Annotated in this window: 17 protein-coding genes; 10 read left to right on the top strand and 7 right to left on the bottom strand. The window is 36.6% G+C overall.

Going from position 1 to position 12,030, the window contains the following annotated elements; translation table 11 throughout:
• Window positions 1–175 precede the first annotated feature (175 nt).
• On the top strand, window positions 176–2,761 hold the full coding sequence (locus ACLFMM_RS06785; RefSeq protein ID WP_410807967.1) for an S-layer protein domain-containing protein: 2,586 nt from the start codon (window positions 176–178) through the stop codon (window positions 2,759–2,761).
• A 38-nt stretch (window positions 2,762–2,799) separates the two neighbouring features.
• On the opposite strand, the gene ACLFMM_RS06780 is transcribed toward ACLFMM_RS06785, so the two are convergent.
• The 4 genes from ACLFMM_RS06780 to ACLFMM_RS06765 all read right to left on the bottom strand — a co-directional run bounded on the left by ACLFMM_RS06780 (window position 2,800) and on the right by ACLFMM_RS06765 (window position 5,460).
• On the bottom strand, window positions 2,800–3,441 hold the full coding sequence (locus ACLFMM_RS06780) for an HAD family hydrolase (RefSeq protein ID WP_410807966.1): 642 nt from the start codon (window positions 3,439–3,441) through the stop codon (window positions 2,800–2,802).
• Window positions 3,442–3,708: 267 nt separating this feature from the next.
• Entirely contained in the window at window positions 3,709–4,785 is a 1,077-nt protein-coding gene (locus tag ACLFMM_RS06775) for a histidine kinase dimerization/phosphoacceptor domain -containing protein (RefSeq protein WP_410807965.1), read from the bottom strand.
• A 3-nt stretch (window positions 4,786–4,788) separates the two neighbouring features.
• A complete protein-coding gene (locus ACLFMM_RS06770) occupies window positions 4,789–5,028 on the bottom strand; it encodes a PAS domain S-box protein (RefSeq protein WP_410807964.1) in 240 nt (79 codons plus the stop codon).
• Window positions 5,029–5,460 (bottom strand): PAS domain-containing protein, encoded by a 432-nt coding sequence (locus ACLFMM_RS06765; RefSeq protein WP_410807963.1) that lies wholly within the window; start codon window positions 5,458–5,460, stop codon window positions 5,029–5,031. It lies immediately after the preceding gene.
• A 180-nt stretch (window positions 5,461–5,640) separates the two neighbouring features.
• Here ACLFMM_RS06765 and ACLFMM_RS06760 point away from each other — a divergent pair, with 180 nt between their 5' ends.
• The 4 genes from ACLFMM_RS06760 to ACLFMM_RS06745 all read left to right on the top strand — a co-directional run bounded on the left by ACLFMM_RS06760 (window position 5,641) and on the right by ACLFMM_RS06745 (window position 6,972).
• On the top strand, window positions 5,641–6,009 hold the full coding sequence (locus ACLFMM_RS06760) for a hypothetical protein (protein ID WP_410807962.1): 369 nt from the start codon (window positions 5,641–5,643) through the stop codon (window positions 6,007–6,009).
• A 2-nt stretch (window positions 6,010–6,011) separates the two neighbouring features.
• Window positions 6,012–6,206, top strand: a complete 195-nt coding sequence (locus ACLFMM_RS06755) for a hypothetical protein (protein ID WP_410807960.1) — start codon at window positions 6,012–6,014, stop codon at window positions 6,204–6,206.
• A gap of 64 nt (window positions 6,207–6,270) precedes the next feature.
• Window positions 6,271–6,693 (top strand): universal stress protein, encoded by a 423-nt coding sequence (locus ACLFMM_RS06750; RefSeq protein WP_410807959.1) that lies wholly within the window; start codon window positions 6,271–6,273, stop codon window positions 6,691–6,693.
• A 114-nt stretch (window positions 6,694–6,807) separates the two neighbouring features.
• Window positions 6,808–6,972 carry a hypothetical protein gene (locus ACLFMM_RS06745; protein ID WP_410807958.1) on the top strand — a complete coding sequence of 55 codons (165 nt, stop codon included), beginning with the start codon at window positions 6,808–6,810 and terminating at the stop codon, window positions 6,970–6,972.
• A 65-nt stretch (window positions 6,973–7,037) separates the two neighbouring features.
• Here ACLFMM_RS06745 and ACLFMM_RS06740 read toward each other — a convergent pair whose 3' ends face one another.
• Window positions 7,038–7,235, bottom strand: coding sequence for a hypothetical protein (locus ACLFMM_RS06740; RefSeq protein ID WP_410807957.1), 198 nt, complete (start codon window positions 7,233–7,235; stop codon window positions 7,038–7,040).
• A gap of 124 nt (window positions 7,236–7,359) precedes the next feature.
• On the opposite strand from ACLFMM_RS06740, the gene ACLFMM_RS06735 reads away from it, so the two are divergent.
• The 5 genes from ACLFMM_RS06735 to ACLFMM_RS06715 all read left to right on the top strand — a co-directional run bounded on the left by ACLFMM_RS06735 (window position 7,360) and on the right by ACLFMM_RS06715 (window position 11,050).
• On the top strand, window positions 7,360–7,716 hold the full coding sequence (locus ACLFMM_RS06735) for a potassium transporter TrkG (RefSeq protein ID WP_410807956.1): 357 nt from the start codon (window positions 7,360–7,362) through the stop codon (window positions 7,714–7,716).
• A gap of 183 nt (window positions 7,717–7,899) precedes the next feature.
• Window positions 7,900–8,208, top strand: a complete 309-nt coding sequence (locus tag ACLFMM_RS06730) for a hypothetical protein (RefSeq protein ID WP_410807955.1) — start codon at window positions 7,900–7,902, stop codon at window positions 8,206–8,208.
• Window positions 8,209–8,344: 136 nt separating this feature from the next.
• Window positions 8,345–8,587, top strand: coding sequence for an NAD-binding protein (locus ACLFMM_RS06725; protein ID WP_410807954.1), 243 nt, complete (start codon window positions 8,345–8,347; stop codon window positions 8,585–8,587).
• A gap of 439 nt (window positions 8,588–9,026) precedes the next feature.
• Window positions 9,027–9,806 carry a disulfide reductase gene (locus ACLFMM_RS06720; RefSeq protein ID WP_410807953.1) on the top strand — a complete coding sequence of 260 codons (780 nt, stop codon included), beginning with the start codon at window positions 9,027–9,029 and terminating at the stop codon, window positions 9,804–9,806.
• Between the two features lie 5 nt (window positions 9,807–9,811).
• Entirely contained in the window at window positions 9,812–11,050 is a 1,239-nt protein-coding gene (locus tag ACLFMM_RS06715) for a (Fe-S)-binding protein (protein WP_410807952.1), read from the top strand.
• 27 nt (window positions 11,051–11,077) lie between these two features.
• Here the strand turns inward: ACLFMM_RS06715 and ACLFMM_RS06710 are convergent, their stop codons facing one another.
• Window positions 11,078–11,233 carry a hypothetical protein gene (locus ACLFMM_RS06710; protein ID WP_410807951.1) on the bottom strand — a complete coding sequence of 52 codons (156 nt, stop codon included), beginning with the start codon at window positions 11,231–11,233 and terminating at the stop codon, window positions 11,078–11,080.
• A gap of 80 nt (window positions 11,234–11,313) precedes the next feature.
• Window positions 11,314–12,030, bottom strand: a 717-nt coding sequence (locus ACLFMM_RS06705; protein ID WP_410807950.1) for an RNA-guided endonuclease InsQ/TnpB family protein, incomplete at its 5' end; no start/stop codon positions are given.

Here is a 12,030-nt window from a genome sequence, read left to right as displayed (position 1 = left end):
TCCTTTTCCTTTTATATACAACAATCATCTTTTCCTTTTATATACAACAATCATCGAAAAGTTTATTGCCATATATGGAGTTTATATTATTGGGGAGTTAGTAAATTATAGACTATAAAATAGTTTAGAATATAACCATTTTAATTAAATTCCCCCTAAAGGGAGTGTGAACAATATGAAATTGTACAGTAAATTGATACTTACAGTATTATTTATCATCGGATTGCTGGCTACTGCGGGTGTGTCTGCAGCTGCTGACAATACAACAGGTAACAGGATATGGGATGCTGATGATAACTTAAGTCGAGATTATACATGGACAGCCATGAGTTATTCCGGATTCTATTACGACCTTGACACCAACGAAAGTTCTGAGACAATGACCATCAGTGACATCGACAGGAATATAGGCGAGGGTGAACTGGAATATACAACCAGACCAATTGAAACTGATTTTGAGTACAACGGTTTCGGTTCCTATCAAGTCATCGGTTTCATGGCTGAGAGATATTTTGCAGGATACACAGATGATACAGAATTTGCTGATGAAGATGTAAGTCTGATGTCTGATGGACAACTGGCAAAGGTTTTAACTGACACCGATGACAGTAAATCGTTTTTCCCAGGTTCAGAACTTGAACTTGAGGAAGGATATTCACTTCACATAATTGAAATTGATTTAAATGGTGACAGTGTTTTTGTAGAGCTGAGAAAGAACGGGGATGAGGTAGACAATGATATTGTATCAGCAGGGGATTACTATACTTATGAAAAAGATTTAGGTTCTGCAGATGATGTACCGATTATCGCTGTGAATTTTGAAAACATATTCAGAGGTACCGAAACAAACGCTGTGTTTGTAGAAGGTGTATTCCAGATTTCAGAGGATTATACCGAAGTTAATGAAGGTGACAATTATGGAAAGATGGAAGTTGACACTGTCAGTGCATCTGAAATTACAATGAGCAATGACGATTCAATATCTCTTAACCAGGGAGATACTATCAGCATAATGGGTAAACTCAATTTCATTGTTGCAGATGATGACACGCTTAGATTTGGCCCGTTTGTGGACATATCAGAACCAGGAACATACGAACTCCGTGGAACTGTTACGGAAAATGAAACCTTTGAATGGACTCCCTTAAACTTTGAAGGATTCTATTACGATATCGATGAAGGTATAAAAACAGAATCCATTGAAATTACACGTGATGGAAGAAGTATAGACGACGGGGAACTTGTATATACAACTCAACCTGCTGAAGTAAGATTTGAATTTGGTGATTTCAACACCTACGAAGTCATTGGTTTCATGGCTGAGAAATATTTTGCAGGATACACCGATGATACAGAATTTGCTGATGAAGATGTAAGTCTGATGTCTGATGGACAGCTGTCAAAAGTTCTGATTGACGATGATGAAACCAAATCTACCTTTTCAGGTTCATCACTTATACTTGAAGAAGGATATAAGCTTCGCATCGTAGAAGTCGACCTTGAAGGTGACAGTGTTTTTGTGGAATTACATAAAAATGGTGAACAGGTAGACAGCGGAGTTGTTTCAGGGGACGACACCTATGTTTATGAAAAAGATCTGGGGTCTGCTGATGATGTACCGATTATCGCTGTGAATTTTGAAAACATATTCAGAGGTACCGAAACAAACGCTGTGTTTGTAGAAGGTGTATTCCAGATTTCAGAGGATTATACCGAAGTTAATGAAGGTGACAATTATGGAAAGATGGAAGTTGACACTGTCAGTGCATCTGAAATTACAATGAGCAATGACGATTCTATAACCCTTGGTCAGGATGACTCCATCGATATAATGAATAATATCAAATTTAAGGTTGCAGATTCAAGTACTGTAATATACTACCCATTTGTTGAAGTTACTACCGGTGTCGGTGATGAACTATCTATAGATATACCTGATACCATCACACAGGATTCAACTGTTAATATAACTATAAACTCACGCGGTGCAACTGTACAGGATGCCACTGTAAGAATTGATGACGAAACTATAGGAACTACCACAAGGGAAGGTACTGTTGAATATACTGCTGATGAAACAGGTACATTTACAATCACCGCTGAAAAACAGGGATTTGTCTCTGCAAGCAAAGAAATAGAAGTAGTAGGTCCACAGGAGAACAGAATGGGTATTGATGTATCACCTGATGACATATTTGCAGGTGACTCAATAACCATAAATGTAACCGAGGCAATAGGAAACGAACCTATAGAAGATGCAGAGATTACCTACGATGATGAATCAATTGGTGAAACATCAGAAGACGGAACAATAAACTATACAACAACTGATCCGGGTGTCCATAAAATAACCGCATCCAAAGATGGATACCAGGATGCTGAAGCAAATATAGAAATACTTGAATCCGGTGCACGATTTAGTATTTCAGACTTGGCGATATCACCATCTGAAGTTAAAGCCGGTAATGCGGTTACAATAGCGGTTACTGCAACCAATACAGGCAATATGGAAGGCGATTACACCGTGGAACTAATGGTCAACGGAACCATGGAAGATTCGGAGCAAATCACTCTGGGTGCAAATAATTCTACAACAGTAGAATTTACACACACAGAAAACGAACCTGGAAATTACTCAGTTGAAGTTGATGGTCAGACCGGTACCTATACAGTTACACCCAGTGAAGCACCGGGAATTGGTGTGTTCGGATTGATTGCGATACTCACTATTGCCTATCTGTTCAGAAAACGCCAGAAATAAAGGAGTAACACAACTCCTCTTTTTCTTTATTTATAATATCATTTACGATTGAGCAGATATTGTTTCAACATATCATGGCCGTCCACGATTATATCTGCTTTCTCAAGCTTATTTCTGTCAATATAGGTCGGAATTGCTACACAGTATAATCCAGCCCTTTTTGCAGATTCGACACCAAGAACCGCATTTTCAAAAACAATACATTCATCCTTTTCTACACCTAATTTTTCAATCGCTTTTAAATAGGGCTCAGGGTTAGGTTTTCCGTCTTCTACATCTTTTGCTGTGATGATTATATCGAATACATCAGGATACAATTTTTCAAGTATGTCAAGTACAATGGATTCCTCGGCACCGGATACGACACATAAATGATATTTATTTTTTAGTGTGTACAAGACATCTTTTAACCCTCTAAATGGTTCCAGTCTGGAGATTTTGTTGAATTCCTGTTTATACTGATATATAATATCTTCAAGATTGTATGATTCAGGATTTTTGTTAGCTTTTATTAACAGGTCACGTACGATATCAACTGTCCTTGACCCTTCATGCTCATAGATATCCTGTTTGTTAATCCGCTCTCCAATATTATCAAAAGCAACTTTCATTGCTTCCACATGATAGGGCATTGAATTTACCAGCACACCATCCAAATCAAATATCAAAGCTTTTAACATATGTTCACAATCCCTCGGTTATAGTTAATTGATGGATAGTATAATAATTTGCGCAGCATAGTTTGATTATTGGGTTGAATGCATTAAACAATAATTTGTAATGAAACTTAATAAAGGTCAAGGTTAATGTTTAACATCAAACATAATTGTAAATTTTGACCCATTACTATTATCCAGTTCAATATCACCATTAATCTGTTCCACAAGTGCATTGACAAGTTGCAGACCAAGTGTATCGGATTCTTTAAAATCAAAATTATGGGGTAATCAACAGCCATTATCCTCTACAATTAATGTATGACTTTTATTGTTTCTGTCAAGTTCAATAGCGATTTTGCCATAATCAACATCAAAAAATGCATATTTCAGTGAATTTGAAATCAATTCATTGATAATCATACCAAGTGGCACAATTGTATCAATATTAAAATAAACATGATCTATATCGATATTCGTGGAAATAGTTGTATCTTTCTGATACACATTTATCAGATAGTCCATCAGATTCATAACATAATCATCAAATTTGATGTTCTCCAGATCAGTTGATTTGTACAGGTTTTCATGAGCAAGTGCCATTGATATCACACGGTTTTGTGATTCTTTGAATGCTTTGATTACATTTTCATCCTTGAAATGTGATGATTGAAGCTCTAGCAGATTGGATATTATCTGCAGGTTATTTTTTACACGATGATGGATTTCCTTTTCTCTCAACTCTTCTGCTTTTTTTAAAGCCCTTGTTCTTTCAACAACACGCTCTTCCAATTCATTATTAATTTTTTCAAGTTCTTTAGCATATTCTCTGGTTTTTTCTTCTGCTTTGACCTTGTCTGTAATATTTTCAGCTACTTCAATAGCACCGATTATATTGCCTTTCAAATCTTTTGCCGGGTCTGCTTTAACTCGCCATATTCTACCATCAGGAGATGTTATTATTTCCTTTTCATGTTTCCCGGTTTTAATTGACCTTTCCACAGGACAGTTTTCACAGGGAGTTTTCCTTTGATGCCAGATTTCGTAGCAATAGCGGCCTATCAGATCATCTGATTTGGCACCTACAGAACCACCTGCAGCTCTGTTGCACCAGATTACTTTACAACCCGTGTCCTGATATACCACCAATTCTGAAGTGGAATCAAGAATGGCACTTTTTTCTTTCTCAGATTTTCTTAATTTCACCTGTGCATGTTTACTCTCAGTAATATCAACAAAAGATGCCATCAAGGCAGTGGTTTTTCCAGATTCATCAGCCACCTGACTTGCTGAAGCATAGACGTCAACAATAGAACCATCGCCACATTTGTGTTTCAATTCCCCTTCCCAGTTACCTACCTCATGCAATTCCTAGATAATATCCCATACATTTTCACTCTCCTGCCAGAATTCAGACACATGCATTCCAATAACTTCTGATTCACTGTCATAATTCAAAATCTTCAAAAATTCAGGGTTTACATAGGTCAGGTATCCATCCAAATCAGAAATAGCCAGAGCATTTACAGATGATTCAACCACATTTTTCATTAAAAGTAATTTTTTATCCGCAAGTTTATGCTCGGTTATATCCTGTGATGCTCCATACATCTAGGCTGGTTTGTCTTCCTCGTTTCTCACCAACCTGCCGTATGCTTTTAAATATCGTATTTCACCAGTTGATTGATGGATAAAGCGGTGCTCAACAATATGCTCAACATCATCCGGGTTGTCTAGAGCCCCCTTTAATTTTTTACTTATATCTGATACATCATCAGGATAAGCTGTTGATAAAAGGTCATTCATAGATACGGGGTACTCTAATTCACATCCCAGTATATGCTGGAATCCAGAAGACAGTGTTAATCGGTCATTCTCAATATCCCAGACCCAGCTTCCAAGATGAGCTAAATTTTCAGCCTCAACAAAAATATTTTTAAACTCTTCCAAATGTTTTTCTTTCTTTTTCAATCTGGTAATTTCATTCTGAAGTTCGTTCAAGTCTTTTAGTAATTCCTCTCTAGATTTATCATCCTCTTTCATCAAAATGACCTGCTGTATTGTATGAAATAGCTGTTATTAGATGTTTTAAGTTCCAATTATTAATAATTTCGCAGCCCAAAGAATTGGGGATAAATCCATGAAAAATGTAAGTGAACTACCACTTGGCTAAATAGCTTGTCCGACAATAATTAGTTAAGCAATAATACTTACCATGTTATTTTGCAGAATTTCTATCGGACAAGCTCTAAAGACATCAGGGTTTTACGCTTTGTTTATAAAGTAAAAATTTTAAAAGGTGCTGAAGAAGATATCCTTCCAGACGGCACTATGGATTATCCAGATTATATACTCAAAAAACTGGATATAGTTATCGACTCTGTTCATTCCAGATTTAAATCATCAAAAAAGGAGATGACTGAACGAATAATTACTGCATTAAGCAGTAAACACCTTGATATACTGGGACATCCAACCGCTCGTTTAATCAGGAAGAGGGAAGGATACCAGGCAGACTTTGATGAAATATTTGAAACAGCAGAGGATAAAAGTAAAAATACTGGAAAATCAACAGCCTCCCCCAGCGTTTAGATTTGAATGATGAAATGGTTCTGAGTGCCAGAAAATACAATGTTAAATTCTGTATGGATATAGACAGTCGCGATGTATCCCACCTAGATTTTATGAAATACGGTATAGGGCAAGCAAAAAAAGGGTGGATGACCAGTGAGGATATCATAAACACATACACATATTCCAAACTCAGGGATTTTTTGGATAACAGATGATAGAGTGCTGGCATTGTTTCAAAACCTATATCATATTTTAATTGTATTATTTATTGGGATGGTTATGGTGGATACACATTACAGAAAAATATTAATCGCTACTGATGGTTCAGAAAATTCCATGAATGCAATATCCACTGGAATCGATTTTGCAAAAAAAACAGGTGCTGATGTCTATGCAGTACATGTTATAACCACTGGTAGCTACTACATAACTCCAAATTTTTTTGGTGTTGAGAAAGACAATATCAAAAAATCCACAACTGATTACGTGGAAATAGTTGGCAATGCTAAGGGAATAGAAGTCAAATCATTCATACTTGAAGGGGATCCTGCCGAAAAAATCATCGATTTTGCCAGAGAGAATAATATCAATCTGGTTGTAATGGGAACCCTCGGAAAAAGCGGAATTGAAAAGTTTTTAATTGGAAGTGTGTCTGAGAAGGTTATTAGAAATAGTGATTCAGATGTACTTATTGTACCATAACTGATATCATCCTTATAAAACCTTTTTAAATTCTTTCTTCAATATTAATTATATAGTATATATGAACTTGTCTCACCTGTCAATACAAAAGCAATATTGAAATATATTGGTCTCTTGCTGGTCGTATTCGCTGTTGCTATTTTTGTACCGGTGTTTGCAGGAATTATTCTGGATGAGACCGGTTCTGCAATATATTATGCAGCAACATCTTTTGTTACACTTATTACTGGATATCCTGTATATCGTTTGTTGCCGGACTTCGAACTGGAAACTAAATAAGCAACCATCATAGCTGCCTTATATTCCCGATTTCAGCATTTATCAGTTCAATACCAATGTCATTATCAACGGGAATGCCGTTTATCGATGCATTTTTTGAAAGTGTATCTATCTGCAATCACAACAACCGGTCTTAGCGTGGCTCCTGCTGATATGAACTCTCTTTTCTTTTTCACATGCTCATGGTCACAATGGCTAGGAGGTATAGGAATCATTATAGTTGTACTGGCTGTTTTTGTCCATCCCGGAGTTACAGCCTTCAAACTCTACAAAACAACATACTAAGGATCCAAACTCCGACCAAATGTGATAGCAACTACTCATCTACTTGGAAAAGTCTATACCGGAATTACGGGAATTGCTTTTTTGTTTCTGTTTTTGTGCGAGATGTCAGTATTTGATTCTATCTGTCATCCTTTCAGTAGTGTATCCATCGGTGGTTTTCCAACACAAGCAGAAAGTATTGGCGCATTTGAAGGTTTTATAATTCCATTTATAGTTATCATCTCCTGTATTATGGGGTCTACCAGTTTTGCACTGTACCCAGAATTCTTTAAAAACCCAAAAATGCTGATCAATAATCTTCAATTCCGATATTTTTGTATAATTGCGATAATTGGTATACCTATATATTTGTTAACATTATCAAACGATATCGAATCTTTTATTATTCAATTCTCTGATGCAGGATTTCAGGTGTTTTCTGCTTTAACTACTGCTGGATTTTCAACAGTTGACCTGTAATCACTGCCTGATTAATCCAAAGGGCTTCTTAGTGGACTGATATGGATTGGTGGCAGTATCAAATCCACTGCAGGCGGAATCAAAATATTCCGAATTGTTGTGCTTGCAAAAGTAATTCAACTGATATTTTACAACTATTTTTTGCCCAGGTAAGCAATTACTCCCCTAAAAGTAAAGAACCACGTGATTGAAACAAACGAACTATATGCACTTATATCCATTGTAATGTTATATGCATTAACACTTGTAGTTTCTGTATTCATTTTCATAATTCATGATATAAATATAATGGACGCGATATTTGAGGTGTCCAGCGCAGTAGGTATAGTTGAACTTTCCGCAAGTGTTACTGACGCAGTAAAGCCGCTTACACTTAAACTGGTTTTATGTGCAGATATGTTGCTTGAAAGAATTAAAATTATACCGTTATGTATATTATTAATGCCAAGAACATGGACATCCAGAAATAATAGACAGGGTGATAAAGTATAAAAGTAATTACTGTTGGTGCAAGCCAGCTTGGTTTGGATTTTACACGTAATATGATATCATAGGGTAATGAAGTGATATTGATAGAAAAAAACCTGATCTTGCAAAAGAACTGGCAGAATCACGGGACTGTACGGTTATGCATGGTGAAGGCACTCAGCCAAATATACTGGAAAAAGCTGAAATAAGGGAAGCTGATGCACTTGTTGCCTGTACAACCCACGACCAGGATAATATACTTATCGGTCTTATGGCGAAGGAAGCAGAAATTAGCAATATAGTTATTAGAGTCGATGACGTGCAGTTTACAGAAGTTGCCAAAAAGTTGGGATTGGCCCACATAATAAACCCCTCTCATATAGCATCCACTTTCATATATTGATGTGTTAAGAGGGTAGATACTACATAATTGAGCAACCTAATACGTGCAAACGTGCGTTTTACAAGTGTATATATTAATAATAATTTACGTGGGAAAAAATCCTGAACTGGAATTACCGGAAAAAAGTGCATTTATCGGACTTTATCGAAAGAGTGAATTTATTCTTGCGGATGAAAACCAAAACTGGAAGAAAATGACGAGCTTATTATAGTAACAAGGTCTGAATATGTAAATAAAATATCAGATTATTTAACCGGGAAAACTGAATGAAAAAACAATAACACAGTGTTATATAATATTTATATATAAAATAATCGAATACGGAAACGTTTAAATATAATTAAAACTACAATCCTTCCAACTTAATGATTTTAGAACCCCCTATAAAGCAATTAATTGCCACTATATTAATCTTTTATTACATCAGGAGGTATATTTTATGAGCATGGAGTATTTTTCTGGAATATCAGATGCAATGAGAATAACCTTTGTACAGGTTATGATACTATCAGTAATAGCTATAGGTATATTCCTTTATGGAATGTATTTGAACATTAAAAAGTGGGGACTTGGAACCACCGGATACGCACAGGAACCTGGTGGTGGAGGAATCCTGGTCTTCCCGAAAACATTCGTATCGCATGTTGCCAAAAAGGGTGACTGGAAATTAATTCTAAAAACTTTAGTTTTGGATATATTACTGCAGAGACGGATAATAAAAATTAGTAAATTAAGATGGGTTATGCATATCACCATTTTTGTTGGATGGATGACACTTTTTGCATTGTCTCTACTGATGTTTTTAATAGAATTACTAAGTTTATCTGGAGTCAATATCCATCCAGAGGCGTTCAGACAAACACTTCAACCATGGAATGACCTGTTCAGTTATCTTCTGTTGTTTGGAATTATAGTTGCAATATTCAGAAGATTGTTTGTTAAAAGAGCCAGAGAAAGCACAATCGCATATGATGCAGTCCTGATTGCAGGCCTTACATTTATTGTAATCACCGGATTTATAGCACAAGGTATTAGAATCGGTGATTTCTGGGCGCTTGGAATTGAATGGGGAGTAGACGCTGCCCCACAAATGGCTTTGTTCCATGCTGTTATATCACTACTGTTTTGTATAGCCTATATACCGTTCAGTAAATATATACACATTATAGCAACACCACTTACAATTCTCGCAAATGTAGAAGCAGAGGAAGGTGAATAATTACAATGGCTAAAAAACAACCATCTATTGACACTAGAGGAATAACCGCTGTACAACTTATGGAAATGGATTCCTGTACAAGGTGTGGGGAATGTGTTCAGTGGTGTCCGACATATTCCGCATCCGGTCAGGAACCGGGACTTGCACCTCGAGATAAAATCCTGAGGTGGAGAGATTATATGAACAAATCCTATGGGCTCAGAGCAAAGCTCTTTGGTCCAAAGGAGATATCAGAAGAAGAACTCGATGAATTCACATCCGATTTGTACCAGTGTACAACCTGTGGTATTTGTGAAACTGTGTGTGAATCAGGTATTGACACCATAAATCTCTGGGAAGGTCTGCGTGCAAATCTTGTAAAACGCGGACAGGGTCCATATGGAAAACAAAAATATTTCTTCAAACTCGTATCCGAATACGGTAACCCATATATGGAACCCGCCGAAAAAAGAACAGCATGGATGCCTGAAGATATAGAAGTTAAAGAAAAAGCTGACATCGTTTATTATGGTGGATGTACCGCAGAGTATAAACAAACCAAACTTGCTGTTGCTACTGCACGCGTTCTTAATAAACTGGGTATTGATTTTGCTATGCTTGGAGAGGATGAACTATGCTGTGGTTCACCACTCCTCAGGACTGGTCAATCCGAGCTTGAAAACATTGCCAGAGACTGTACAATAAAAAATGTTGAAAATATAAAAGCCAAAGGAGCCAGTAAGGTCCTTTATGCATGCGCAGGTTGTTATCGTACTTCTATTGTGGATTGGCCCAAATTATATGGGAAACCTCTACCATTTGAAATTGTACATGTAACTGAATTCCTTGCAGACCTAATCAAGCAGGGCAAAATCAAGTGGGAAAAATCCATCAACAAAACAGTAACCTACCATGACCCATGCCACATGGGACGCCACGTTGGTACATATGATGCGCCAAGATATGTCCTTGAAAATATACCAGGAATAAAACTAATAGAAATGGATAGGGTAAAAGAATACAGTCGTTGCTGCGGTGCAGGAGGAGGTATGAAAGCTGGAATTCCAAATCTTGCACTTAATGTTGGAGAAGAACGCATGGAAGATGCTCTCAAAACTAACGCAGACATCCTCACAAGCGCCTGTCCATTCTGTAAAAGAAACCTATCAGATGCAAGAGATTCAGTAGACGCAAAAGACATGGAAGTAGAAGACGTCATCGTTCTTGTTGCAGAAGCTCTTGGTCTTGAAGTAGAAGGGGAATAATCTAACCCTTTTACCTTATTTTTTGAGTTACACTTCTTCTGAGAGATATTTTTTCAATTCATCCACTATTATTTCTTTGGATATCCATACTTCATTGGTATAGAAATCCAGCAGCAAATAGGCATCATCCACTTCATTGAGTATGGTTGATTCATTACCAAGGTCAATACCATTGTCATCCAAATTTTGCCGAGATACTTTAAGATGATGTTCACGTCATTGCAATTGATAAAATCAAATCCATTTAATATCAATTTTTATTATCAATTACATTCGTGAGATAACCTCACCGGGTGTAACGCCACACCCTTTATTCCCTTCACAGCTCCGGGAATTGCTTTCTTCGTGATGTTGTAAGCTCCATTCACATCGGCGTTGATGATTGTACCGTTTGATGACCGGAACAAACCTCTTTTTAACCTTTGACCCAGGTAGCAGGTTTTCTTTTTGACTTGTTCACCATCTAAAAAAGAACATTTGGATGTGTAGGATTCATCCTGAAACTTCACGTTGATGCCTACATCTTCGCATTTATATTCGATTTGATTTTTCAATTTGAAGAATGGAATCTGCACGAATTTTTGATTGTTCTCTTTTCCGATTCCACAATTTTGTTTCCAACCCTGATTGTATCCGATTATCAGGGTTTTAATATTGTTTTTGATGCAGTAATCAACGATTTTCTTACTGACTTTATGGAAGAAATCGTTAATCTTCATGTTCCTTTTGCGGTATAATTTATTCAGTTTTTTACTTTCATCAACACCGATTTTATCGTAGATTGAATTAAGTCTTGCAAGTTTTTTGTTGAAATATTGATTTATACTTTTTACTATGCCACCCTTAACAACAATCGGTTTTTTACCGATGTTGTTTACCATGGTTATGACATTATTGACCCCCAGGTCTATTGAAGCTACATTTTCGTGGTTTAATTCATGGTTTTGTGTTTCATGTTCGTAAACTATTTCACATTTATA

It is taken from the genome of Methanohalobium sp., assembly GCF_046546175.1.
In the GTDB taxonomy this organism is placed as follows: domain Archaea; phylum Halobacteriota; class Methanosarcinia; order Methanosarcinales; family Methanosarcinaceae; genus Methanohalobium.
This window is presented reverse-complemented; position numbering and strand designations above follow the sequence as displayed.